Source organism: Nonomuraea sp. NPDC049480 (assembly GCF_044465905.1).
Classification (GTDB): Bacteria; Actinomycetota; Actinomycetes; order Streptosporangiales; family Streptosporangiaceae; genus Nonomuraea.
This window is the reverse complement of sequence record NZ_JBITMD010000006.1, coordinates 143151-168361: the sequence shown is the minus strand read 5'-3', so window position 1 is coordinate 168361 and position 25211 is coordinate 143151. Positions and strand designations below refer to the sequence as shown.

Annotated in this window: 15 protein-coding genes; 6 read left to right on the top strand and 9 right to left on the bottom strand. The window is 73.4% G+C overall.

Annotated elements, in window-relative coordinates; all coding sequences use genetic code 11:
- Positions 1-89: 89 nt before the first annotated feature.
- Complete coding sequence (locus ACIBX3_RS19330) at positions 90-1316, bottom strand: S8 family peptidase (RefSeq protein WP_397118699.1); 1227 nt, start codon at positions 1314-1316, stop codon at positions 90-92.
- Positions 1317-1405: 89 nt separating this feature from the next.
- Here ACIBX3_RS19330 and ACIBX3_RS19325 point away from each other — a divergent pair, with 89 nt between their 5' ends.
- Positions 1406-4048 carry a CHAT domain-containing protein gene (locus tag ACIBX3_RS19325; protein WP_397118697.1) on the top strand — a complete coding sequence of 881 codons (2643 nt, stop codon included), beginning with the start codon at positions 1406-1408 and terminating at the stop codon, positions 4046-4048.
- Between the two features lie 84 nt (positions 4049-4132).
- Here the strand turns inward: ACIBX3_RS19325 and ACIBX3_RS19320 are convergent, their stop codons facing one another.
- Both ACIBX3_RS19320 and ACIBX3_RS19315 read right to left on the bottom strand, forming a co-directional pair.
- On the bottom strand, positions 4133-7531 hold the full coding sequence (locus ACIBX3_RS19320) for a phosphodiester glycosidase family protein (RefSeq protein ID WP_397118695.1): 3399 nt from the start codon (positions 7529-7531) through the stop codon (positions 4133-4135).
- 62 nt (positions 7532-7593) lie between these two features.
- The gene (locus ACIBX3_RS19315; RefSeq protein ID WP_397118693.1) at positions 7594-9849 is read right to left on the bottom strand and encodes a hypothetical protein; all 2256 of its coding nucleotides are present in this window, start codon (positions 9847-9849) and stop codon (positions 7594-7596) included.
- A 131-nt stretch (positions 9850-9980) separates the two neighbouring features.
- Here ACIBX3_RS19315 and pulA point away from each other — a divergent pair, with 131 nt between their 5' ends.
- From pulA to ACIBX3_RS19300, 3 genes are all read left to right on the top strand, one after another.
- Entirely contained in the window at positions 9981-12635 is a 2655-nt protein-coding gene (gene pulA, locus ACIBX3_RS19310; protein WP_397118691.1) for a pullulanase-type alpha-1,6-glucosidase, read from the top strand.
- A gap of 70 nt (positions 12636-12705) precedes the next feature.
- Positions 12706-13374, top strand: coding sequence for a hypothetical protein (locus ACIBX3_RS19305; protein WP_397118689.1), 669 nt, complete (start codon positions 12706-12708; stop codon positions 13372-13374).
- A gap of 195 nt (positions 13375-13569) precedes the next feature.
- Entirely contained in the window at positions 13570-14292 is a 723-nt protein-coding gene (locus ACIBX3_RS19300) for a VIT1/CCC1 transporter family protein (protein ID WP_397118687.1), read from the top strand.
- A 33-nt stretch (positions 14293-14325) separates the two neighbouring features.
- Here ACIBX3_RS19300 and ACIBX3_RS19295 read toward each other — a convergent pair whose 3' ends face one another.
- The 4 genes from ACIBX3_RS19295 to ACIBX3_RS19280 form a co-directional block, all read right to left on the bottom strand.
- Positions 14326-14961 (bottom strand): LysE family translocator, encoded by a 636-nt coding sequence (locus ACIBX3_RS19295; RefSeq protein ID WP_397118685.1) that lies wholly within the window; start codon positions 14959-14961, stop codon positions 14326-14328.
- A gap of 25 nt (positions 14962-14986) precedes the next feature.
- A complete protein-coding gene (locus ACIBX3_RS19290; RefSeq protein ID WP_397118683.1) occupies positions 14987-15337 on the bottom strand; it encodes a spore germination protein GerW family protein in 351 nt (116 codons plus the stop codon).
- A 113-nt stretch (positions 15338-15450) separates the two neighbouring features.
- Entirely contained in the window at positions 15451-17130 is a 1680-nt protein-coding gene (gene pgi, locus ACIBX3_RS19285; RefSeq protein WP_397118681.1) for a glucose-6-phosphate isomerase, read from the bottom strand.
- Positions 17131-17194: 64 nt separating this feature from the next.
- Entirely contained in the window at positions 17195-18901 is a 1707-nt protein-coding gene (locus ACIBX3_RS19280) for an IlvD/Edd family dehydratase (protein ID WP_397118679.1), read from the bottom strand.
- A gap of 53 nt (positions 18902-18954) precedes the next feature.
- On the opposite strand from ACIBX3_RS19280, the gene ACIBX3_RS19275 reads away from it, so the two are divergent.
- On the top strand, positions 18955-21258 hold the full coding sequence (locus ACIBX3_RS19275; protein ID WP_397118677.1) for a phosphoketolase: 2304 nt from the start codon (positions 18955-18957) through the stop codon (positions 21256-21258).
- Positions 21259-21316: 58 nt separating this feature from the next.
- Positions 21317-22525, top strand: coding sequence for a hypothetical protein (locus ACIBX3_RS19270; RefSeq protein ID WP_397118675.1), 1209 nt, complete (start codon positions 21317-21319; stop codon positions 22523-22525).
- 7 nt (positions 22526-22532) lie between these two features.
- Here ACIBX3_RS19270 and ACIBX3_RS19265 read toward each other — a convergent pair whose 3' ends face one another.
- Complete coding sequence (locus ACIBX3_RS19265; RefSeq protein WP_397118673.1) at positions 22533-23801, bottom strand: amidohydrolase/deacetylase family metallohydrolase; 1269 nt, start codon at positions 23799-23801, stop codon at positions 22533-22535.
- Positions 23802-23810: 9 nt separating this feature from the next.
- Positions 23811-25142, bottom strand: coding sequence for a MarR family transcriptional regulator (locus ACIBX3_RS19260; RefSeq protein ID WP_397118671.1), 1332 nt, complete (start codon positions 25140-25142; stop codon positions 23811-23813).
- Between the last annotated feature and the right edge of the window lie 69 nt (positions 25143-25211).

Genomic DNA, 25211 nt, shown 5'->3' with positions numbered 1-25211 from the left:
GCTCGCGCGGGAAGCGGGCAGTGGCGCTCGTCCGGGTCCTCATCTCCTTCGGAGCGGGTGACCTTGCCGCTGATACGCGGCCCTGGACGTCACTGCAGGATGAGGGCCTGCCCCACGCCCGGCAGGGCGGTCGCCTGGCTCAGCACGGCGTCCTTGGCCTCCTGCGGCCCTCCGCCGTTCCTGGCCAGGTGGTCGGCGATCATCCCCGCCACCAGAGGGGCGGCGAACGAGGTGCCGTCCCACCTGCTCATGCCCTCGAAGATCTGGACGGCGGGGGCCTTGGGCGGCTCCTGGTAGAGGTACTCGCCGTTCGCGTAGGCGTTGACCATGCCCTCGCCCAGCGCGTACACGTCCACCCAGTCGCCGTAGTTGCTGAACCAGGCGCGGTGCGCCTGGTCCGGGCCCAGTGCCCCGACGGACACGGCCCATGTGTAGGCCGCGGGGTAGAACGGGCGGTCGGTGGAGTCGTTGCCCGCGGCGGCGACCAGCACGACATCGGGATGCGTCTCGTGGAAGGTCTCGAAGCCGAGCGAGGTCCAGTTGTCGCGCGTGTACGTGCCCGCGGAGAGGTTTACGACGGCCGGGCCCTGCTGCCGGATCAGGTCGTCGAGCCGGGCGGCGATCGCGCTCTCGAGCTCGCCGCCCGACAGCGAGAAGTGATCGGCCACGAACACGCCGGCCTGCGGGGCCATGCACCGCGCGACGCCCGCGGCGAACGTCCCGTGCCCGGTGAACGGCGGGATGCGCGCCAGGCCGCTGGGCAGGATCGGCCCGAGCTCGTCGATGTCTCCGCCGATCCCGGCCAGCCAGGCGGGCAGGGGGCCGTCCAGCATGCCGGTGTCCGCGACCCCGATCAGGACGGGCTTCGCCTCCTGCGCGGGCGGGCGCTGGGCCGGCCAGGGCTCGGCCGGGTTCCCGCTGGGCACCTCGGGCTCGGTGGCCGGGCAGAGCCTGGCGATGGTCACCACGTGGTCCGGGGTGGCCAGCGGAGGCTCGCCGCGGCGCGCCGGGTTGTCGTCGCCGAGCCGCTCGTCCAGCAGGTCCAGCGCCTCGGGAACGGTGAGCGAGCCTCGCTCGACGCCTTCGATGGACAGTACGGCCAGGTCGCCGTGGGCTCGTTCGTCCACGCGTGTGACGCCGGGGAGCAGCTCGCTGATCTGCTCCACGTTGCGGCCGCGGTCCCTGGTGAGCAGCCGGCGCGACCGGTAGACGTAGTCGACGGCGCCGCCGGGGGCGAGGGCGACGTTGATCTCGATGCCCTCCCTGGCGAACGTCCTTTGCAGGAGGCGGTACTGCGCGGCGAAGACGGCGTCCATGCCTGTCCTTTCTCCTCGGTCACACCTGCCACCCCTTTCATAGACGTGGGCCTTGCACTCGGTACAGCGAATCGTCGAAAGTCGTGGGCATGGCTGCCGAACCGGCGGATTCCGGGACGACGGAGCTGCTCTCCCTGGCGCTTTCTCGCCCGTACGAGGCGCTGGAGCGGGCGCGGGACCTGCTGGCCGCGGGCCTTCCGCCCGCGGAGGCGTCGGTCGCGCGGCAGGCGATCGGCATCGTGCTGCGCGAGTTCGGCGACATCGGCGCCGCCGTGGAGGAGCTGCGTGCGGCCAGAGGGCTCGCGCGTGCCTCCGGATCGCCCGAACGGGAGGCCGACGTGCTGGCCACCCTCGGCGTGGCGCTCGTGTTCGCCGGGCGTACGGCCTCCGGCCGCAACGCGCTCAACGCCGCCGCGCAGCGCTCGGCCGGCCTGCTGCGCGGCCGGATCCTGCTGCGGCGCGGCGGTGTCCTGCTCGCGCTCGGCGAACACCGCGCGGCCCTGTCCGACCTCAACACCGCGATCGCCGTGCTACGCCTGGAAGGGGACCTGCTCTGGGAGGCCAGGGCGCGCACCGAGCGGGCGTTCTGCGCCCTCGCGCTCGGTTCCGTGCGGTCGGCGGTCACCGACCTGGGCCGCGCGGAGGAGCTGTTCGCCCGCACCGGCCAGGAGCTTGAGTCCGTGGACGCCATCGTGCACCGGGGTGTGCTGGCGCACCGCATCGGCGATCTGCCGGCCGCCCTGTCCTGTTTCGACACCGCCGCCGAGCGCTACGCCCGGCTCGGCGCCGCGGACCCGGCCCTGAGCGTCCACCGGTGCGCGGCGCTGCTCGCGGCCGGGCTGGCCGAGGAGGCGCTGGGCGAGGCCGACGCCGAGATCGACCGGCTGGAACGCGTCCACGGGGCGCCGCTGAAGCGGGCCGAGCTGCTCCTGACGGCGGCCGAGTGCGCGCTGGCGGCCGGCCGGGCCCCGGCCGCGCTCGACCGGGCCCGCGCCGCCGTCCGGCTCTTCGAGCGGCAACGGCGGCCCTGGTGGCGCGTGCACGCCCGGCTGGTGCTGGCGCAGGCCCAGTTCGCCGCCGGGCCGCCGAACGAGGCCCTGCTCAGGGACGCCGCCAGATGCGCACGCGAACTGGCCGCACTGTCCTCCTCGCGCCTGCCGCTGAGCCGGCTGGTGGCCGGGCAGATCGCGCTCGCGCTGGGCAGGACCGGGGAGGCCGAAGAGCACCTCGGCGTGGCGGCAGGGGCGCGGCGCGGCGGGCCGGCGCTCTCCCGCACGGCGGGCTGGCTGGCCGAGGCGCTGCGGGCGGAGGCGGCCGGCGACCATCGCCGCCTCATGCGCGCGTGCCGGCGCGGCCTGGAGCTGATCAACGAGTATCGGGCCACGCTGGGCTCGTCGGAGCTGCGGGCGCAGGCCGGCGCGCACGGCGCCGAACTGGCCGGGCTGGCGCAGCGGCACGCGCTGCGGCTGAACCGGCCGCGGCTGCTGCTGTCCTGGAGCGAGCGGTGGCGGGCCGGCGCGCTCGTCATCCCGCCCGTACGGCCGCCCGACGACGAGGAGCTGCAGGCCGACCTCGCCGCCATGCGCATGGTGACCAGCCGGCTGGCCGAGGCTCAGGCGCAGGGGCTGCCGACCGCCGCGCTGCGGCGTGAGCAGCTACGCCTGGAGCGGGCGGCCAGGGACCGGGCGCGGCGTGCCCACGGCGGCGACCGTATCGTGCCGTTCTCCTTCGACCTGCCCAGGCTCCGCGACGAGCTGGGCGACCGCCTGCTCCTGGAACTCGTCGACGTGGCCGGTGAGCTGCACGTCCTGGTCTGCGGGGGTGCGGGTCCCGTCAGGATGGTCGCGGCGGGCCGTACGGAGCAGGCGGGCCGGCAGGTCGACCTGGTCAGGTTCTCCCTGACCCGGCTGGCGCACGGGCGCTCGACGCTGACCCCCGCACAGCTGCTCGGCCAGCTCGACGCCGCGGGGCAGGAGCTCGAACGGCTCCTGCTCGGGGACGCGGTGCGGCTGCTCGGCGACCGCGAGGTGGTGATCGTGCCGCCCGGCCGCCTGCAGGCCGTGCCGTGGGCGCTGCTGCCGGGCCTGCGCGGGCGGGTGGTGAGCGTGGCGCCCTCGGCGGCGTTCTGGCTGCGGGCACGCGGGACGCGGGCGCAGGGCACGGGCGTGGCGCTCATCCGCGGCCCCGGGCTGCCGTCGGAGGGAGCCGAGGTGGCGCACCTCGCCCGCGAGCCGGACTCCCTCTCCGGTGACGCCCGGCCCCCGGTGGTGCTCGGCGGAGGCACCGCGACCGTCGCCCGTGTCCTGGAGGCCATGGACGGGGCGCGGCTGGCGCACATCGCGGCCCACGGCGACTTCCGCACCGACAGCCCGCTGTTGTCCTCGCTGCGCGTCGACGACGGACCGCTGACCGTCTACGACCTCGAACGCATCCACCGTGCGCCCCGGCAGGTGGTGTTGTCGAGCTGCGACTCCGGCCGGGCCCACCCGGCCGGGGCGGACGAGCTGCTGGGCCTGGCCGTCTCCCTCATGCGGCTCGGCACGACGGGCATCGTGGCGAGCGTCGTCCCGGTGAACGACGTCGCGGTCGTCCCGCTCATGATCGCTCTCCATCGCGAGCTGCGTGCCGGGGCGAGCCTGCCGGCCGCGCTGCGCGACGCCGGCCGCGCCACCGGCGGCGACCCCGTCGCGACGGCCACCGCGTGGTCGTTCCTCTGCCTCGGCGCCGGCTGACGCACCCGGCGGGAGCGGCGTCCGCAGGCGCCTCCTCCCGCCGGGCTCACGCGAGGGCGGCCGTTCGAGCCGGCCGCCCGAAGGTCAGGCCGCGGCCTTGGCGGTCAGCGCCACCGTGGCCTGGCGGGTGACGCCGCTGACCGTGACGGCGACCGTCACCCGCCCCTCCCGCAGGGCGGTCAGCGTGCCGGCGCCCGGGTCGAGCACGGCGGCGTGCCACGGCTTGGCCGTCTTGCGGGTGCCGACGTGCAGGTTCGGCGAGCCGGACCAGGCCGCCGAGACCGGGTAAGCGGCGGGCACCGTCCTGCTCCCCTGCTTGACCGCCGCCGACACCGGGACGGGAGCGCCGAGGGCGATCGTGTCCGGGGCGGTGAGCACGAGGTCGTCCACGTGCGGGCGGACCTGCGTACCGATCCAGTCCGGCGCGTCCGCGAACCAGTTGCGCCTGACGTGCTCGGCCTCGGCCCGCGTCACCGGGTCCACGCCCCACAGCGACCAGCCGGTGAAACCGCCGTCGTCGGGCGCGGTGGCGGGGTTCTTGCCGGAATTGCCGTTGATGAAGTACGGCACCGCGTCCACCCGCGCCGCGTGGAAGGTCCCCACGTGCGCCCCGATGTAGGCGGCACCCTTGCCGGTGTCGCGCTGGAAGCCGGCCAGCCAGTCCTCCACCAGCGCGGCCTCCTTGCGGTCGCCGAGCTGGCTGCCCTTGCCGGGCGTCGGGTCGCGCGGCGGCACGTGGAACAGCACCGCGACGGACCCGACCGAGGCGTCCTCGGCGGCCTCGTCCAGCTCGGACCTGAGCATCGCCACCTGGTCGTAGCCGCCGCCCCTGAGGTTCAGGCGCGAGGTGTCCAGGGTGATGAAGCGGGTGCCCTTGTGGTCGAACGTCCGGTACGTGTCGCCGAAGGCGGCCTTGAAGTTGTCGATCTTGCCGCCCATGACCTCATGATTGCCAGGGATGTAGTGATATTTCAGCTCACCGCCGAGTTCCTCGTCGAGGATCTTCTTGGCCAGCGCGAAGTCCTCCGGCGACGCCTCGTCCACCAGGTCGCCGTTGATCAGCAGGAAGTCCGGCTTGGCCGCCTTGATCTCACGCAGCGTGCGGCGGGCGTTCTTGACGATGTCGCTACCGGGGTCCCTGGCCACGAACTGCGCGTCGGACATGACCGCGAACCGCCACGGCATCTGCGCCACCGAGGACTTGACCACGGGGTCGGCGACCTTGGGGGCGGCGGGCGCGGACACCGCCGGCGGCACCTTGGCGACCAGTCCGTCGATGAGGATCTCGCCGGTGTACTTCGCGTCGGCCCTGGTCTCGGCCACGTAGAAGCGCCGCAGCTTGAGCGGGTAGTTCACGCCCGCGGGCACGGCGAACTCCACGAACTTCCACCCGGTCCACGTCATGTACGGACCGCGCAGGATCTGCGACTGGCCGAGCCCGTCGTAGAACTCCAGACTGGGCCACTCCCCCTTGCCGGTGGAGTGGATCCACAGCCCGAACCCCTGCGGCTGCCCGTCCACCACGATCTGCTGCGGCGGACTGGCGTACGCGGCGCGGGTGGCGGTGGAGGTGGTGAAGTCGTACGAGAGCTTGAGCCCGCCCCCGCTCTGCCCGGGCGCGGCCGACAGGGAGCCGGTGGCGCGGGCGGCGGCGAACGTCCACTTGGCGGCGTCCTCGAAGTCGGCGACCGGCTTCTCCTCGAACCCGATGGTCACCGGCACGGCCGTGCTGATCTTGCCGACCCGGGCGGTGATGAGCCCGGACCCGGTGGCCTGCTTCGCCTTGACGGTGAAGGAGCCGTGCTCGGCCGCGGTGACCTCGACGAGGTTCTTGTCGTAGTCGAGCGTCAGGTCGGCGGGCTCGATGGGCGCGGAGTTGCCGTTGCGGTCGTAGCCGACCACGCCGAACGTGGCGGCGCCGCCGGCGCCCGGCATGCCGAGCCGGTCGGCGGTGGTGCCGAGCCGCTGGAGCGGCTGCAGCACGGTCAGGTCGATGGTGCCCGTGGCGCGGCCGCGCGCGGCGGTGACGGTGGTCCGGCCGGGCACCAGAGCATGAAATCTCCCGTTCCGGACCACGCCGTGGGCCGCGGGGGCCGCCCGCCACGACGGGGTCCCGGCGGCGGGGCCGTACGTCTCGTCGTATCCGGCGGCGGTCAGCCGCCTGGTGAGGCCGGGGAAGACGCGGTCAGGACGTCCGCCCGCGACGGGGCCGGCGCCGGGCGCCTTGGCGGGGTCGCCCGCGGTCTCCAGCCAGAAGCCCTTGAGCCTGCCGCTGCCCTCGGGGGCGTAGAGCGCCAGGCCGTTGGGGACGGGGCGCTCGCCGCCGTCGGAGGGGCTGTTCTCGACCTGCACGCCGGCGGCGCCGGGTTCGCGGGCCAGCAGGGTGGAGGAGCCGCCGCCGTCGAGGTTGAGCGCGTTCGCGGCGCCGAGGCCGGCCATCATCGCGGCGAGCTCGTTGAGCGTCACGCCGCGGCTGTCGGCCTGGCGGCCGTCCACCGTCAGCAGGTACATCTTCCTGCCGTCGGCGGAGAATCCGACGGCGGTGCGCGGGTGTGCGGCCGGGTCGGCGGAGTTCTGCGCGACGCCGTCCTTGACCAGCACCCAGTTGCCGCCGACGGCCGCCTTGACCGTGCTGCCGTCGGACGGCTTGGGCCGGTATTTCACGTCCACGCGGTCGCCCGCCTTCAGCGCGGCCAGAGCGGCCGCCCCGGCGTCGCGGCCCAGCAGGATCGTGGTCCCGGCCGGGATCGCCCCGGTCCCGGCGGAGGTGCGTACCTCTGTGACCACCCCGTTGACCAGGACGACCTCGGCGACGGACGCCGCGCCGTCGACGGCGCGGGCCCGGTCGTACGAGCCCCACAGCGGCGTGAACAGCCCGACGCCGCCGCCCTGCACGATCTGGTTGAACTGGGTGAGCGCGATGGGCGAGCCGCCGGCCGGGGTGGCGGTGCCCTCGAAGTACATCTTCAGCACGCGCCCGACGCCGTCGCCGGTGATCGCGACCGCGTTCTCGTGCCCGGCGACGGGCGACTGGATGAGGTCGCCGTTCTGCACGCCGATGCCCTGGGCGGCGCCGGAGCGGTTGATGTCGAAGAAGTCGCCGTTGACGGCGGCGACGGCGCGGGAGCGCTGGGCGGGCCCGGACAGCGGCTCGGTCCTGGACACCTCGCCGGAGAACACATAGTCGGCCTTGGCGCCGCCGAGGTCGGCGGTGATCGCGTCCGCGCGCAGCCAGCCGAGCGCGTCGTAGGTGTCGAACGAGGTCAGCGAGATCCCCGGCGCCACCGGCCGGGTCCTCTTGGCCGTCTCCAGCCGCTGCTGCCCGGCGGCGGCCCGGGCCAGCAGCGTCGACGGCGGCGGATAGGACGACGCCTCGAGCGCGTCCTCTGCGAGTGGTGCGGGGTCGGCCTGCGCGGGCGCGGCGGTCAGGGCGACGGGGCCTAACAGAAGCGCGGCGGCGGCCAGCAATCGGAGGGTCTGCACGACCGAACTCAATCGCTCATGGATATAACTTTCAAGACCAAGGGATGAACTAAAAGATAATTTCAGATCGACGGGGCTCGCGCGCCGCGCTTGACGCCGGTCAGCCGGTCGAGGGCCTCGTCATAGGGCGCGTCGAGCCAGTAGCCGGAGTGCCGGCGCGCCTCGGGCAGCGGCTGCCCGGGCCCGGGCCGGAGCGGGTCCCAGCAGAATCGGTCGACGGGATCGCCGCCCGCGACGGGACCGGGGCCGAGCGGGTCGACGCGCCGGAAGACGGGCCCGCCGATGGGGTCGCTGAGCCGGTAGAGGTTGTACCAGGCCACCGAGTCGCGTACGGCGGCGAGCCCGGGGGTGCCGAAGTAGGCGGGGAAGAACGCGGCGTACAGGCGGCGCAGCGGCGACCCGTGGGTGAGCAGGCCGACGCGCCGGCGCAGCTCGGGCCTGAGCTGCGGCACGAGGGCGGCGGCGATGACGCTGCCCTGGCTGTGACCGGAGAGGATCACCTGGTCGCGCTCGGTCCTGGCGAGCCGGCCGACGCGGGCGGCCAGTTCGGGGATGACGCGCTCGGTGTAGCAGGGTGGGGCGAGCGGGTGGACGGCCCGGGGCCAGAACGTGCACACGTCCCACAGGATCCCGACGGTCCTGCGCAGCCGGGAGTCGGTGTACGTGCGGCGGCCGAGCAGCAGCAGGCCTGCGACGACCGCGATCACGGCCCAGCCGCCGATCGAGGCCGCCAGCCCCGCCGGACCGCCGTCGGGGGTGAGCAGCCGCAACCGGTGGATCACGGTCACCACGGTGAACCCGGCCACGCCGAGGCCGGTGATCATTCCCAGCACGAGGCCGACGCGGTCGGTGAGGGCGGCGAGCGCCCACGTGGCCGCCACCGTGCCGCTGTGGCGCTGGCCGTAGTAGTGCGTCAGCCGCGGCGCGAGCCTGGCCGCCTCAGCCTTGCGGATCAGGTGCAGGACGGCCACGACGACGAGGGCGCCCAGCAGCAGGAGGGGCACGAGGGCGGCCGTCCACCAGACGGCGTCGTCGAGGACGATCTCGCGGCCGAGCGGTCCGGGCGCGGCCGAGGTGGCCGGCACGCCGAGGAGCGTGGCGGTCCAGAACAGCACGCCGAGCGCCAGCACGTTCGCCGCGCCGGCGGCGGCCATCAGCGTGAACCAGCCCGCCAGGCCGCCCAGTGCCCGCCGCTCGATCGGATCCCGCCTGCCGCGCGGCCGGTCCATGCCGGCGAGCACGCAGGTGGTGACCAGGACGAACAGCCCGATCCCGGCCATGAGCGCGAATTGGAGCGTTCCAATACCGACTCCGGGCAGTTGCGCGCCGGGCGTGCCGGGGCCCATCCCGGCCAGGGCGAGCACGATCGTGGCCGCGAAGACCAGCGGCGCGGCCGCCCGCAGGGCCAGGCACGAGCCCGTGAGCCACGCCGGGGTGCGGGCGCCGGAGTGCCGGTCCAGCCGCCTGGCGGTCTGCGGCAGCACCACCAGCACCGCGGCGGCCAGTTGCACCCCGGCGTTGGCGACGGTCAGCGCGCGTCCCTGCGGGGTGCCCGCGAACGGCGCCGACACGGCCACCCCGACGGCGGCCAGGGAGAAGGCGACGTGCGCGACCCGCAGCCGCCACACCGGCGCGCCACCGTGCCACAACCGCGGCCGCGCCAGCAGCACATCGGTGCGGTGACCCCCGCCGGGCGGGACGACGGCCTGCTCGTCGCGCCGCCAGGTGCGCCGCCCGAGCCACCACAGCAGCACGACGACCAGGAGCGGTGCGAGGGCGGTGACGGCCAGCCGCTTCGACGGCTCACTCCCCCACACGTCGCCGAGCCAGTGCGCCCAGAACGGCGCGGTCTCGCGGGTGCAGGCCCGCCCCGCGGCCGTGCACTGCCAGCCGACGAGGTCGACGGCGGCCCGGATGAAAGCGCCGACCAGTGTGCCGGTGAGCAGCAGCGCGAACAGCCGCTGGGCCGCCTCCGTGGCGTGCCGCAGCCGGGTGCCGCGCGGGGGCCTGGGAAGCATGAAGTAGGACAGGTTCGCCAGCGAGAACGGCAGCAGCGGCAGCCAGAGCGCGATCGCGCGGCCGCCGGAGGTGAGGCCGCCCCACGCGTACGCCTCGCGGTGACGGGCGCCGGGCACGTCCGCGTCGTCGCCGCCCGGCCGCCCGTCCGGCCACCAGCGCCGGTAGAAGCCGGTGGCGCCGTCGCCGGCGACGCGCCGCGGATGGGGGTGGTTGAGCATCGTCTCCGGCGGCGTGCCGGAGACGCCGTGCACGCGCAGCTCGGTCACGCCGCCGCAGGTCTCATCGAGAAGTCCGTCCATGCCACCAGGATCCGGTGCGGCGATCAGTTACGTACAGTAGTCATTCGATGACGATATGGTGACCCTCGTGGGGTGACGGGCGCAGCTCGGGCCCATGGGTAGTCCCCGGGGCGAACGGGAACCATGACGGGGTGCTGCTGACCGAGGCCAGAGCCCACTGGATCGACCGGGACACGGTGGCGTGGCAGGTGGATCCGTCGCTGCGGCACGTCCTGGCCTTCAGCACGGAGGGCGGCATCGCCTGGGACGACGGCGAGCTGACCGGCGGCCCGCGGCTCATCCGCCTGACCCCCGGCACGCTGACCGGGGAGCAGCGGCGCGGGTGGCCGCACCTGACCTCGTCCACCGCGCTGAAGGTGGACCCGCGTGACGCCGGCCTGGCACGGGAGGCGCTGCGCGGCCAGGTCGTGGCCGCGGCGCGGGACGCCTCGGGCACGGTGGTCGCGGCGACGGGCGTGCAGATCCCCGGCGTGCTGGACGACCTGTACGCCGGGGCCGCCACCGCCGCCCTCGGCCCCACCGGCCGGATCGTGCCGAAGCTGGCGCTGTGGGCGCCGACCGCGCAGAAGGTCGAGCTGGCGCTGTACGGACGCGGCCGCACCGTGCTGTCCGGGCGCGACCGCACCGTGCACCGGATGCGCCGCGACGACGAGACGGGCGTCTGGTCCGTGCACGGGCCGCCGACGTGGTGGGGCCGCGACTACACGTTCCTGGTCACCGTCTACTCCCCCGGGCGCGGCGAGGTGGTCACCCACGAGGTGACCGACCCGTACAGCCTGGCCGTGGCCCCGGACGGCGTGCGCAGCAGGCTCGTCAACCTGGACGCGGCCGCGCACAAGCCGCCCGGCTGGGACCGGACGGCCAAGCCCCCGGCCGTGCCGCAGGACCAGGCGTCGATCTACGAGCTGCACGTGCGCGACTTCTCCGCCTCCGACGCCACGCTCCCGGAGGAGCGTCGCGGCACGTACCTGGCCTTCGCGGACGACACGGCCGGGATGCGGGAGCTGCGGGCGCTGGCCGCGGACGGGCTGACGCACGTGCACCTGCTGCCCGTGTTCGACTTCGCCACGGTCCCCGAGCGCCGGGCCGACCGGGCCGAGCCCGGCTGCGACCTGGCCGCGCTGCCCGCCGACTCCGACCGGCAGCAGGAGTGCGTCGCGCGCACGGCCGCGCGGGACTCCTTCAACTGGGGGTACGACCCGCTGCACTACACGGTGCCGGAAGGCTCGTACGCGACCGATCCCGACGACCGGATCAAGGAGTTCCGCGCCATGGTCGCCGGGCTCAACCGGGCCGGGCTGCGCGTGGTCATGGACGTGGTCTACAACCACGCCCACTCCACCGGCGTGCTCGACCCGATCGTCCCCGGCTACTACCACCGGCTGCTCGAGGACGGCTCCGTGGCCACCTCCACCTGCTGCGCCAACACCGCTCCCGAGCACACGATGATGGGCAAGCTCGTGACCGACTCCATCGTCACCTGGGCGAAGCACTACAAGGTGGACGGCTTCCGCTTCGACCTCATGGGCCACCATCCGAAGGCGAACATCCTGGCCGTACGGCAGGCCCTGGACGCGCTGACGGTGGCGAAGGACGGCGTGGACGGAAAGTCGGTCATCCTGTACGGCGAGGGCTGGAACTTCGGCGAGGTCGCGAACGACGCCCGTTTCGAGCAGGCCACGCAGGTCAACCTGGCGGGGACCGGCATCGGCACGTTCGCCGACGGGCTGCGGGACGCGGTGCGCGGCGGCGGCCCGTTCGACGCCGATCCCCGCGTGCAGGGCTTCGGCTCCGGCCTGGCGGGAGCGCCCAACGGCGCGCCCGCCAACGGCACGGCCGAGGAGCAGCGGGCCCGGCTGGCCGCCTACGCCGACGTGATCAGGATCGGGCTGACCGGGAGCCTGCGGGACTACGTGCTGCCGTCGGGCCGGAAGGGCTCGGAGATCATGCACAACGGCACGCCGGCGGGGTACACGGACGCGCCGGGCGAGGCGGTGACGTACGTGGACGCGCACGACAACGAGACGTTGTTCGACGCGCTGGCGTACAAGCTGCCGCCGGCCACGCCGATGGACGACCGGGTGCGGATGCAGGTGTTGTCGCTGGCCACGGTGGTGCTGTCGCAGGGGACGGCGTTCGTGCACGCGGGCAGCGAGCGGCTGCGCTCGAAGTCCTTCGACCGCAACTCCTACGACTCCGGCGACTGGTTCAACCGGCTGCTGTGGGACTGCTCGGCGGGCAACGGGTTCGGCGCCGGCCTGCCGCCAAGGGCCGAGAACGAGGCCAGGTGGCCGTATGCGAGAGCGCTGCTGGGCGACGCGTCCCTGCGGCCCGGCTGCGACGCGATCAACGCCTGCCGGGCCCGCTTCGGCGAGTTGCTGCGGATCAGGCACTCGACGCCGGCCTTCGCGCTGGGGTCGGCGGAGGAGGTGCGCAGGCGGCTGTCGTTCCCGGAATCGGCCGACGGCGTGATCACCATGCACGTGGACACGAGCGGCCTCGATCCGCGCTGGACGTCCGTGACCGTCGTCTTCAACGCCACCCCGTCGGCGTGCGCCCAGGCGATGGCACAGATGACGGCCCAGGGGATGGACCAGGGGATGGACCAGGGGATGGATCTGCCCGCCGGGCGGGACGTGACGTTGCATCCCGTTCAGGCCGCGTCCGGCGACCCGGTCGTGCGCGAATCGGCGTTCGACCGCGCCACCCGCACCCTGATGGTCCCGGCTCGCACGGTCGCGGTCTTCGTGGGTTTCGGCATCGCCCATCCGGGCAGCCGGAAGTAAATCTCTGGCGTTACGGCGCACGACAGCGCAGACTGGATAGACGGCGATCCCGTGGAGCAGTGGAGCATCCGTGGACAATCATCTTGATCACATGCCGGTCCTGTCCCGCGGCAGGCATCGCAACCCGAAACGCGGTGCCTGTTTCATGGAACTGGCCTCCTACCTTGCCGGGGAGCGGTGGAGCGACCATCCGGCCTGCACGCATCCGCTGCTGGCCGCGCTCGCCCGCCTGGTCAACGACAACGTCGGCGACGAGAGCCGGGCCAAGCTGGTCGGGCTCGTACCGTCGATCATCGGCCTGTCCAGCGACGACCTGCGCGTGGACGCGCGGATCGCGCTGCGCTGCGCCACGACGGCCCTGCCGGTGGCGGCGGCCGAGCGCCAGCTCGCGCTGGCGGTGTCGGTGCTGGCGGCCGAGGAAATGCTGGCCCGGCTCGACGGGCTCCCGTCCGGCCGGCTGAGCGAGCGGAGCCGCCGGGCGATGGAGGAGGTGCCGCACGCGGCCGAGCAGGCCAGGCGCTTCAGCCGGGCGGCCAGGATCACCCCGAAGGGGTTCCGCAGGTACGCCGCGCCGAACGCGGTGCAGCTGTCGGTGGTCGGCATCGTCCAGGCCTGCATCCCCGATCCGGACGCGCTGCTGCGGGGGCTGCTGGAGGAGACGATCGCGGACTGCGCCGCCTTGATCCGCGGCCCCGAGACGGAGACGACGACGGTGGCCGCCGCGCCGGCCCGCGTCTGACCGGACCGCCGAGATCCCCTGCCGAGGACGGCGGGGGATTTCGCATCTCCCGTCCTGCCTGAGACCGGTCACGGAGGGCGACAAATCCCGTTCACAGCGGCTTTCTCGCAGTTCAGGGAAGCCTCTCCTTCGTTGCGGATCTTGGCGACATATGCCTACATTTCTGGACGAGGCATCCGTAAGCGGAGGAATTACATGACGATCGAGCTCGACCGGCCGCACTCTCCCGAGCAGCACCACAGCCACCGGGACGTCACCGGCGGCTGGCTGCGTCCGGCGGTGTTCGGAGCCATGGACGGGCTCGTGTCCAACTTCGCGTTGATCGCCGGGGTCGTGGGGGCTGCGGGCGCCGGGCGGGCCGCGGTGCTCGCCGGATTCGCCGGGCTGGCCGCCGGCGCGTTCTCCATGGCGGCGGGCGAGTACACGTCGGTGAGGTCCCAGACCGAGCTGATGCGGGCGGAGATCGCCGTGGAGCGGCGGGAGCTGATCCGCAACCCGGAGGGCGAGCGGGCCGAGCTGGCCGCGCTCTACCGGTCGCGCGGCCTCGACGCCGACCTGGCGCGGCGGGTCGCCGAAGGGCTGTCGGCCGATCCCGAGCAGGCGCTGCGGGTGCACGTGCGCGAGGAGCTGGGGGTGGATCCCGACGACCTGCCCTCGCCGTACATGGCCGCCGCGTCGTCGTTCGGCGCGTTCGCGGCGGGGGCGCTGGTCCCGCTGGCGCCGTTCCTGTTCGGGGCGTCCGGGATGGTCCTGGCCGTGGTGCTGAGCGTGCTGGGGCTGTTCGGGTTCGGCGCGGCGGTGGCGGTGATGACCTCGCGGCCGTGGTGGCTCGGCGGCCTGCGGCAACTCGCGCTGGGCGTGGGAGCCGCCACCGTGACGTTCGGCCTGGGCAGCCTGCTCGGCGTCACGGTGTCGTAGGAGCCGCAGGAGGGCGTGGGGCCGGGGTCCGGCTTACGGGCGGCTGGTGGCGGCCAGCTTGACGCCGAGGCCGATGAGGGCGGCCCCGGTCAGGCCGTCCACGGCCCGGCGCACGGCGGACCTGGCGAAGACCCTGCGCAGCGCGCCGACGATGTTGGCGACCACCAGGAACCACACGACCGTCCCGGCCAGCGCGATCAGCGACAACACGAGCGTGTCGGCCATGGACGCGCCCGAGCTGACGAACTGCGGCACGAGGGCCACGAAGAACAGCGCTGCCTTGGGGTTGAGCACGTTCGTGAGCAGCCCTTCGGCGAACGCCGCCCACGAGCTGCGCCGGCCGGGATCGGGCAGGTCCAGCTCCGCCTCCCCGCCCCCGCGCAGGGCCGAGCGCAGCGACTTGACCCCGAGATACAGCAGGTAGGCCGCGCCGACCACCTTGACCACGGTGAACGCCATCGCCGAGGCGGCCAGCAGCGCCGCGACGCCGGTGGCGGCGGCCACCACCCAGGCGAACACGCCCACCGAGATCCCGAGCGCGGCGGCCATGCCGTACCCCCGGCCGGAGACGGCGGAGCGGCGTACGACCACCGCGAAGTCCGGACCGGGGGACATGGCCCCGAGCAACACGACACCGCCGAAAGCCACGAACTGCGTCACAGAGCTCATGGCGTTCACCCTATGACGCGGAACGTCAGCGCCTGCGGCGGCGCTTCTTGAAAATGGTGCGCACGGTCAGCAGCAGCACGATGGCGACGATCTGGCCGCCGAGCACGATGCGGTTGACGTCGACGGCGGGCCGCCACTGCACGTCGCCGTCCTTGATCACGAACACCCCGGCGGGCGTCGCGCCCAGGCCGAACCCGAGGCCGCTGCCTCCGCCCTCCCCCTCCTCGTTCTTGCCCTGCCCCTGCCCGCCGCCGCCCCCTTGGGCGACCCTGGCGACGGGGATGACCACGACGTCGCCGTGCTGGATCGGCTCACCGAAGACACGCTTGACGGTCGCGGTGTCCTTCGTGCGTTCCACCATCTCCATGATGTCCATGGCCCCATCGTCACCCCGGAACGGCCGCCGCACCACCTCACATGTGGCGCACGCGGACCGGCGCCGGGTGCGCCGGACGGGGATCCCGTGTCTCGAGGCCGCCTGGGAACCCCTCAGACGCGACGCCCGCGCAGCCGGCGGTATCGGCGTACCAGGCGCTCCGTGGACGTGTCGGGGAACGTCGTGGGCGGCTCGGCGGAGGTGAGGGCGGGGGCCAGGTCCAGGGCCATCTTCTTGCCCAGCTCAACCCCCCACTGGTCGAAGGAGTCGACCCCCCAGATCGTGCCCTCGGCGAAGACGATGTGCTCGTAGAGGGCGACGAGCTGGCCGAGCGTGGACGGGGTCAGCTTGGGGGCGAGGATGGTGGAGGTGGGCCGGTTGCCGGGCATCACCTTGTGCGCGACGATGTCGGGCGCGGTGCCCTCGGCCGCGATCTCCTCGGCCGTCTTGCCGAACGCCAGCGCCGACGTCTGCGCGAGCAGGTTGGCGGTGAGCTGGTCGTGCATGCCCTCGCGGTCCTCGAAGGGCTCGGCGAAGCCGATGAAGTCGGCGGGGACGAGCCGGGTGCCCTGGTGGAGGAGCTGGTAGAAGGCGTGCTGGCCGTTGGTGCCCGGCTCGCCCCAGAAGATCTCGCCGGTGTTGACCGTGACCGGGGAGCCGTCGGCGCGTACGGACTTGCCGTTGGACTCCATCGTGAGCTGCTGCAGGTAGGCGGGGAAGCGGTGCAGCCGCTGACTGTAGGGCAGGACGGCGCGGGTCTCGGCGCCGAAGAAATCGGTATACCAGATCCCGAGCAGGGCCATCAGCACCGGCATGTTGGCCTCGAACGGCGCGGTGCGGAAGTGCTCGTCCATGGTGTGGAAACCGGCGAGCATCTCGCGGAACCGCTCCGGCCCGATGGCGATCATCAGGGACAGCCCGATGGCGCCGTCGTAGGAGTAGCGGCCGCCCACCCAGTCCCAGAAGCCGAACATGTTGTCGGTGTCGATGCCGAACTCGGCGACCTTCCCGGCGTTGGTGGAGACGGCCACGAAGTGCTTGGCCACGGCCTCGTCGCCGAGCGCCTCGACCAGCCAGCGGCGCGCGACCCGGGCGTTGGTGAGCGTCTCGAGCGTGGTGAAGGTCTTGGAGCTGACGACGAACAGCGTGGTCGCGGGGTCGAGCCCGGCGAGGTTGCCGGTGATGTCGGCCGGGTCGATGTTGGAGACGAAGCGGGCGGCGATGCCGGCGTCGGCGTAGTCGCGCAGCGCCTCGTAGGCCATGGCGGGGCCCAGGTCGGAGCCGCCGATGCCGATGTTGACCACGGTCTCGATGGGCCGGCCGGTGGCGCCCTTCCACTCCTGGGACCTGACGCGATCGGCGAAGGCGCTCATCTTGTCGAGCACGGCGTGCACGTCGGCCGGCACGTCCTGCCCGTCCACCACGAGCTCGGCGTCACGGGGCATGCGCAGCGCGACGTGCAGGACGGCGCGGTCCTCGCTGACGTTGATGTGCTCGCCGCCGAACATGGCGGTGATCCGGTCGCGCAGGCCCGCCCGCTCGGCCAGCGCCACCAGCAGGCCGACGGTCTCCTGGGTGGCGCGGTGCTTGGCGTAGTCGAGGTAGAGGTCGCCGGCGGTCACCGTCATGCGGTCGGCCCGGCCGGGGTCCGTCGCGAACAGCTCGCGCAGCTGCCTGCCCGCCAGCTCCTCGTGGTGCTTGGACAGTGCGGCCCACTCCTGGCTCTGGGTGATGTCGCCGTTCACGCCGTTTCCTCCTCGCGTCGCCAAGCCGATCAAGCCGACCGGTCCCATAGTCCCGTAACCGTGTACCCCGCGAGGCGGATTCCGCGCACGGCGGAGCGGAGTCTTTGGCGGCTCAATGAGATTCGCGGCCCACGTGGTCGCCGCTGGAGCCGGCGAGGAAGTCGAGGTCGGCGCCGCGGTCGGCCTGGGTGACGTGATCCACGTAGAGGCGTTCCCAGCCGCGTACGGGCCGGGCGTGGCCGCTCAGGACCGGCGGCCGGGCCGCCAGCTCGGCGTCCGGGACGTCCACGTCGAGCCGCCGCGCGGCCACGTCGAGCACGATCGGGTCGCCGGTGCGCACCTTCGACAGCGGCCCGCCGGCGGCCGCCTCGGGCGCGGTGTGCAGCACGACCGTGCCGTACGCGGTGCCGCTCATGCGGGCGTCGCTGATGCGGACCATGTCGCGAACGCCCTTGGCCAGCAGCTTCCGCGGCAGCGGCAGGTTGCCGACCTCCGGCATGCCGGGGTAGCCCTTGGGGCCGCAGCCGCGCAGCACCAGCACCGACGTCTCGTCCACGTCCAGTTCGGGCGAGTCGAGGCGGGCGTACACGTCCTCGACGCTGTCGAAGACGACGGCCCGGCCGCGGTGCCGCAGCAGCTCGGGCGAGGCGGCGGCGGGCTTGATCACCGCACCGCCGGGGGCGAGGTTGCCGCGCAGGACGGCGATGCCCGCGTCGGGCAGCACCGGGTCGGCGCGGCGCCTGATGACGGTCTCGTCCCAGATCTCCGCTCCGGCCAGGTGCTCGACCAGCGGCCGCCCGGTGACGGCGATCGCGTCCGGGTCGAGGAGGTCCTCGACCTCCTTCATGACGGCGGCCAGTCCGCCAGCGCGGAAGAGGTCGTCCATGAGGTGCCGCCCGGCGGGCTGGAGGTCGACGAGCAGCGGCACCCCGGCGCCGGTGCGGTCGAAGTCGTCCAGGGCGAGGTCGACGCCGAGCCGCCCGGCGATGGCCAGCAGGTGGACGACGGCGTTGGTGGAGCCGCCGACGGCGGCCAGCGTCACGATGGCGTTGAGGAACGACCCCCTGGTCATGACCTGGCTCGGCCGGCGGCCCTGCTTGACGAGGTCCACGGCGAGGCGGCCGCTCTCGTGGGAGCGTTCGAGCAGGCGGCTGTCGGGGGCGGGGGTGCCGGCGGTGCCGGGCAGCGTCATTCCCAGGGCCTCGGCCATGCAGGCCATGGTGGAAGCGGTGCCCATCGTGTTGCAGTGGCCGCGGCTGCGGATCATGGACGACTCGGACTCCAGGAACGCCTCGCGGGAGAGCGTTCCCGCGCGTACCTCCTCGCTGAGCCGCCACACGTCGGTACCGCAGCCGAGCGGCGCGCCGCGGAAGTGGCCGGTCAGCATGGGGCCGCCGGGCACCACGACGGCGGGCAGGTCCACGGAGGCGGCGGCCATGAGCAGCGACGGGATGGTCTTGTCGCAGCCGCCGAGCAGCACCACCCCGTCGATGGGGTTGGCGCGCAGCATCTCCTCGGTGGCCATGGCGGCCAGGTTGCGCCAGAGCATCGCGGTGGGGCGGACGTTCGTCTCACCGAGCGAGACGACGGGCAGGTTGAGCGGCACGCCGCCGGCCTCCCACACGCCGTGCATGACACTCTGCGCGACCTCGTCGAGGTGGGAGTTGCAGGGGGTGAGGTCGGAGGCGGTGTTGGCGATCGCGATGTGCGGCCGGTCCCCCTCGAACGCCTCGCGCGGCAGTCCGCGCCGCATCCACGCCCGATGGATGTAGCCGTTCCGGTCGTCCCCCGAATACCAGCGCGAACTCCGCAATTTCATGGTGGGACACCATATCGGGGGTTCAGCGCCCGCTGCGGAGGAAGGGGCAGAGCATGGAGCACATAGACGCGTACTGGCGGGCGGCGAACTACCTGTCCGTCGGGCAGATCTACCTACTGGACAATCCGCTGCTGGCCGAGCCCCTGCGGCCCGAGCACGTCAAGCCGCGTCTGCTCGGCCACTGGGGCACCACCCCCGGGCTGAACTTCTGCTTCGCGCACCTCAACCGGGTGATCCGCGAACGCGATCAGGACATGATCTACATCTGCGGTCCCGGGCACGGCGGTCCCGCGGCGGTGGCGCACGCGTGGCTGGAGGGCTCGTACACCGAGCGCTATCCGGACCTCTCGCAGGACGTCGAGGGGATGCGGCGGCTGTTCCGGCAGTTCTCCTTCCCCGGCGGCGTGCCCAGCCACATCGCGCCGGAGACGCCCGGGTCGATCCACGAGGGCGGGGAGCTGGGGTACGCACTGGCCCACGCCTACGGCGCCGCCTTCGACAACCCGGACCTGGTCGTGGCGTGCGTCATCGGCGACGGCGAGGCCGAGACGGGCCCCCTGGCCGCGAGCTGGCATTCCAACAAGTTCCTTGACCGCCGCCGCGACGGCGTCGTCCTGCCGATTCTTCACCTGAACGGCTACAAGATCGCCAACCCGGCCGTGCTCGCCCGCATCCCCGAGGCGGAACTGCTCAAGCTCATGGAGGGGTACGGCCACCGCCCCCACCTGGTCGGACCCGACCACGCGGAGATGGCGGCCGCCCTGGACACGGCGTTCGACGAGCTGGCCGCCTACAAGAACGGCGACGCCGACCGGCTGCCGATGATCATCCTGCGCACGCCGAAGGGCTGGACCGGGCCGCGCGAGGTGGACGGCAAGCCCGTGGAGGGCACGTGGCGCGCGCACCAGGTGCCGCTGGCCAAGGTCCGCGAGAACCCGGCGCATCTGGCCATGCTGGAGGAGTGGATGCGCTCGTACCGTCCCGAGGAGCTGTTCGACAGCGGCGGGCGGCCGAACCAGGACCTCCTCGGTACGGTGCCGCGCGGCACGCGCAGGATGAGCGCGAACCCGCACGCCAACGGCGGCGAGCTGCTGGAGCCGCTGCGGCTGCCGGACTTCCGCAGGCACGCCGTGGAGGTCAAGTCGCCGGCCGCCCAGGCGAGCGAGCCGACCCGGGTGCTCGGCGAATTCCTGCGCGACCTGATCGCGGCCAACCCGCGCACCTTCCGGCTGATGGGGCCGGACGAGACCGCCTCCAACCGGCTGCAGGCCGTGTTCGAGGCCACGGACCGGGCGTGGAACGCCGAGCTGCTGCCGACCGACGAGCACCTGGGCGCGGGCGGCCGCGTGATGGAGGTGCTGAGCGAGCACCTGTGCCAGGGCTGGCTGGAGGGCTATCTGCTGACCGGCCGGCACGGGCTGTTCAACTGCTACGAGGCGTTCATCCACATCGTGGACGCCATGTTCAACCAGCACGCCAAGTGGCTGGAGTCGGCGCGGAAGATCCCATGGCGGCGGCCGGTCGCCTCGCTGAACTACCTGCTGTCGTCGCACGTGTGGCGGCAGGACCACAACGGCTTCAGCCACCAGGACCCGGGCTTCCTCGACGTCGTGGTGAACAAGAAGGCGTCGGTGGTGCGCGTCTACCTGCCGCCGGACGCCAACACGCTGCTGTCCGTCACCGACCACTGCCTCCGCTCGCGCGACTACGTCAACGTGATCGTGGCGGGCAAGCAGCCGGTGCTCGACCTGTTCACGATGGACGAGGCCGTCGCGCACAACACGCGCGGGCTCGGCATCCTGCCGTGGGCCTCCACCGACGAGGGCGCCGAACCCGACGTGGTGCTGGCCTGCGCCGGGGACGTGCCCACCATGGAGACGCTGGCCGCCGCCGCGCTGCTGCGCGAGCACCTGCCCGAGCTGAGGGTGCGCGTGGTGAACGTCGTCGACCTGATGCGGCTGCAGCCGCCGTCGGAGCACCCGCACGGCATGCCGGACGCCGAGTTCGACACGCTGTTCACCGCCGACAAGCCGATCATCTTCGACTTCCACGGCTACCCGTCGCTCATCCACCAGCTCGCCTACCGCCGGCACGGGCACGCCAACCTCCACGTACGCGGCTACAAGGAGGAGGGCACGACCACGACGCCGTTCGACATGGCCATGCTCAACGACATCGACCGTTACCACCTGGTCATGGACGTCATCGACCGCGTGCCCGGCCTCGGATCCAAGGCGGCGCACCTGCGGCAGCGGATGAGCGACGCCCGGCTGCGCGCCCGGGCCCACACGCGCGAGCACGGCGAGGACCCCGCGGAGATCAGCACGTGGACCTGGCCGGCCGCGTTCTCGTCCTGAACACGGGATCATGCGGCCGCGTCCCGCCGGCGGATGACGGCATGTCACCATTCTTCCCATGTTCAGCAGCTCCAGCCTCTTCGCCTTCCCGTCCGACCTCGTCGCCGAGGGCGTGGACGAGGTCCTGGCCCGCGTGCGCGACCACGGCGCCGCCGCGGTGACCATCGCCGTGGCCTACCACCAGGCGCGGGACGTGATGCCGCGGGGCAGGGCCGGGAAGGTGGCGCACCGGCACGACGGCGTGTTCCTGCCGCTGCCGCCGGACGTCTGGGCAGGGGTGCGGCTGCGCCCGCCGGTGCAGGGCGCGGCGGAGGCGGCCGCCGTGGAGCGGCTCGTCGAGCGGGCCGGGCCCGGCGGCGTGCAGGCGTGGACGGTGTTCCTGCACAACACGACGCTGGGCGCCGCGCATCCGGACGTGTGCGCCGAGAACTGCTTCGGCGACCGGCTGCTCGCCGACCTCTGCCCGGCCCATCCCGACGTCGCGGACTACGCGGTGGCGCTCGCGCGGACGGCGGCCGGGGCCGGGCCGGTGATCGCCGAGTCGCTCTCGTACGGCACGTTCGACCACGGCCACCACCACGAGCGCAGTTTCGTGCCGCTGGGCCCCGGCGAGCGGCTGCTGCTCGGCCTCTGCTTCTGCGCGCACTGCGGCCGGGCCGCCGAGGCGGCCGGCGTGGACGCCGGCCGCCTGCGCGCCGCCGTCGCCGGGCATCTCGAGCGGGCGCTGAACGGCGAGGCGCCGCCCACGCCCGACGATCCCGCCTCGCTGCGCGCCGCCGTGGGCGAGGACCTGGCCGGGTTCCTCGCCGCCCGCCAGGGCGTGGTCACGGAGCTCACCCGCCGGGTCGCGGACGCGGTGCACGCGGACGGCGGCCGGCTGGTCTACCTCGACCTGACCGGGGCACTGCTCGGCTACGGCGACGGCACGCCGCAGGGGCCGCCGGCGGCCGGGCAGGGCTGGCGGATCGGGGTGGACGTCGCGGCCCTGGCGCCGCTCGTCGACGGCTACGCGTGCCTGGGATACGTGCGGGACGTGGATCGCCTGCGCGCCGACGTCGCCTCGGTCGTCGCGGCGGCCGGGCGGTGCCCGGTGCGCGTGGTGCTGCGGCCGGGGCATCCGGACACTGCCGGCACCGCCGACCTGGCGGAGAAGGTGGCCGCCTGCGCGGCGCTCGGCGCGCACGCGGTCGACTTCTACAATTATGGGATGTACCCGTGGCCGGTGCTGGCCAGGATCCCCGCCGCTCTGGCCGGGATCCCGGTGTAGCGCCCGCTCAGTCGGTGGAGCGGGGATATTGCTCGGCCAGCCCGTCGACCCCGATGAGCGGCGCGGACAGCAGCTCGCGGACGCGGCGGTCGCGCTCGAGCAGCGCCTCGCGCTGCGCGCCGGTGAGCGGGATCCACGGCTTCGGGTGCGGGGGCAGCCGCGGCGGCAGGGCCCGCCCGGCGACGTAGGTCATCTCGTTGACCAGGCGCCGGTCGGCGACGCGGCCGCGCCGATGCGAGTCCACCAGTTCGAAGGCGCCTTCCTCCAGCGCGAACACGGCGAGGTCGGCGCGGGCGCCGACGGCCAGCGTGCCGATCCCGCCGGGCAGGTTCAGCGCCCTGGCCGGGCGTACGGTCGCCGCCGCGACCACCTCCTCGAGGGGCATGCCGACGGCCAGCAGTTTCGTCATCGTGGTGGGGAGGTCGAAGACGGGCCCGTACAGGCAGCGCGCGTGCAGGTCCGAGGAGATCGTGTGCGGCGTGACACCGGCCTTCAGCTGGGCTTCGAGCACGTCGAAGGAGAAGCCGCCCGACCCGTGCCCGATGTCGAACAGCACGCCCGCCGCGTGCGCCCCGGCCACGGCCGGAGCGATCGAGGTGCCGTCGAACATGCCCTCCGCCAGCCCGCTGGCGCAGTGCGTGACGACGTCGCCGGGGCGCAGCAGGCGGAGCACCTCGTCCACGGCGGGCGGGGCGACGCCGATGTGCACCATCACCGGGACACCGGCGGCCTCGGCCACCGTGATGGCCCGGCGCAGTGGCTCCAGCCCGTTCTCGCCGACCGTCTTGCGGTCCATGCGGACCTTCACGCCGTAGATCAGGTCGCGGTTGGCGGCGAGGGTCGCCGCGGCGAGGTCGACGTCGCAGTTGGCCAGCTCCCTGCTCTCCCCGTCGGGCGCGGTCAGTCCGACCGCGGACACGTTGAGCAGCGCCGCGACGCGCACCTGGGAGCCGCTGACGGCCGCGCGCAGGGAGTCGATGGCGTACGCGCCGGCCGAGCCGGCGTCGATCCAGGTCGTGACCCCGGAGTACCAGGCCACGGAGTCGGGGTCGATCCCCCAGTAGGTGGCGCCGGGATGAACGTGCGTGTGCAGGTCGACCAGGCCGGGCGTGATCAGCTTGCCGCCGGCGTCGATCACCTCGCGGGCGGCGTGCCGGGGCAGGGCTGGGGCGACCGCGGCGATCCGGCCGCCCCGCACGCCGACGTCGAGCCGGCCGACGTGCCCGCCGCCGACGTCGATGACCTCGCCACCGGCCAGCAGCAGATCGTAGGACATGCTTCTCCTCTACAGGGAAGGCGAGGATTCGCCGGTGAGAGCGCTGCCGATGCCGAGGCGGTAGAGCCGCGTCGGCCGGCCCTTGCGGTGCACCTGCTCGGTGCCTTCCTCGGTGACCAGGCCGGACTCGCTGAGCTTGCGGATCAGCCGGCGCCCGCTGGGGTCGGTGATGCCGAGCGCGGCGGCGAGGTCGCTGGGCGAGACGAGCCGCCCCTCGAGGCTGCGTTCGAGCGCGGCCAGCCGCGACAGGGTGGCCGGGCTCAGGCCGGCGCGGCGGGCGAGCCCTTCGAGGTCGCCGCCGTGGTCGCGGTAGGTGAAGGCGAGCGGGGAACCGTTGTCACTCACCGGGCCGCTCATCGGGCCGATGATGACGCCGCTGTCCTCGACCAGGTACGCCGAGGGCACGCTCTCCTGCTCGGCCCGCGACGCCGCCCATTCGGCGAGCTGGACGCAGGTGCGGGCGGAGGCGCCGACGCCGAACCCGGCGGCCAGGCGGATGCCGAGCGACTCCTGGGCCCGGGCGAGGATCGGCAGGGAGACCCAGTTGTGGGTGACGTGCTCGAACAGCGCCTTGTGCGCGAAGACCACGACACCCCGGCGGTCGCGGTCCTCGATCCAGGCGTCGCTGAACTCGGGGGTGTTGACCAGCAGGTTCATCAGCCCGATGCGGGCCCGGTCCAGGTCGGCCTGGGAGTCCTGGGTGACCAGGAGGAAGACGCCCGCGGCGAAGCGCTGGCCGCTGGCCTGCCGTGACTGGATGCGCAGCGCGAGCTCGTGCAGGTTGGCCCGGATCGTGGCCGCTCCTGGGAGCGCGTTGAGCACGGGGACCGAGCCGGCCAGCCGCGCGGTGACCGCGGTGCGCAGGCTGATGGCGTAGGCGGCGCCGGTGCGCTCCCTGAAGCCGCGGTGGAAGGCGACGATCTCCTCGACGCTCTGCCCCGGATCGTACGGCAGGCAGGCGACCTGGTCGCGGTCGAGCTCGAGCGCCTGGACGACCTCGTCGACCGTCTCCGGGTCGAAGGTGTCGACGCTGACCGGGGTCGGCCGCCACCCGCGCGCCACCGCGCGGAAGAACGCGATCGACAGGTCGAGTCCGGCGGACTTGGTGACCGTGACCGACAGGTCGGCCGGCAGCAGGTCGCGGGACTTGGCGAAGGGGACCTTGCCGAGCAGGAGCCCGTTCAGCCGCTCGCGGCCGAGGAGCTCCCGGACCCGCGGGCGGATCTCGTCCTCGTGCTCGTAGAAGACCCACTCCAGCCGCACGCCGGAGAGGGTGCGGGCCGCCTCCTCGAAGACGGCGCGGTGACTCGCGTGGACGACGAGTCCGATCACGATCGCCATGTTCCCCCTATACGACCCATGTCCGAAAGTAGTTCACATCTTCCCCGGAAACAGCCTTTTAACGAACTG

What these genes read in the sequence shown, in the direction of transcription:
- ACIBX3_RS19330 (WP_397118699.1), bottom strand. Translation starts at nt 1,316, where the DNA reads ATGGACGCCGTCTTCGCCGCGCAGTACCGCCTCCTGCAAAGGACGTTC.
- ACIBX3_RS19325 (WP_397118697.1), top strand. Translation starts at nt 1,406, where the DNA reads ATGGCTGCCGAACCGGCGGATTCCGGGACGACGGAGCTGCTCTCCCTG.
- ACIBX3_RS19315 (WP_397118693.1), bottom strand. Translation starts at nt 9,849, where the DNA reads ATGGACGGACTTCTCGATGAGACCTGCGGCGGCGTGACCGAGCTGCGC.
- ACIBX3_RS19300 (WP_397118687.1), top strand. Translation starts at nt 13,570, where the DNA reads ATGACGATCGAGCTCGACCGGCCGCACTCTCCCGAGCAGCACCACAGC.
- ACIBX3_RS19295 (WP_397118685.1), bottom strand. Translation starts at nt 14,961, where the DNA reads ATGAGCTCTGTGACGCAGTTCGTGGCTTTCGGCGGTGTCGTGTTGCTC.
- ACIBX3_RS19290 (WP_397118683.1), bottom strand. Translation starts at nt 15,337, where the DNA reads ATGGACATCATGGAGATGGTGGAACGCACGAAGGACACCGCGACCGTC.
- pgi (WP_397118681.1), bottom strand. Translation starts at nt 17,130, where the DNA reads ATGGGACCGGTCGGCTTGATCGGCTTGGCGACGCGAGGAGGAAACGGC.
- ACIBX3_RS19280 (WP_397118679.1), bottom strand. Translation starts at nt 18,901, where the DNA reads ATGAAATTGCGGAGTTCGCGCTGGTATTCGGGGGACGACCGGAACGGC.
- ACIBX3_RS19275 (WP_397118677.1), top strand. Translation starts at nt 18,955, where the DNA reads ATGGAGCACATAGACGCGTACTGGCGGGCGGCGAACTACCTGTCCGTC.
- ACIBX3_RS19270 (WP_397118675.1), top strand. Translation starts at nt 21,317, where the DNA reads ATGTTCAGCAGCTCCAGCCTCTTCGCCTTCCCGTCCGACCTCGTCGCC.
- ACIBX3_RS19265 (WP_397118673.1), bottom strand. Translation starts at nt 23,801, where the DNA reads ATGTCCTACGATCTGCTGCTGGCCGGTGGCGAGGTCATCGACGTCGGC.
- ACIBX3_RS19260 (WP_397118671.1), bottom strand. Translation starts at nt 25,142, where the DNA reads ATGGCGATCGTGATCGGACTCGTCGTCCACGCGAGTCACCGCGCCGTC.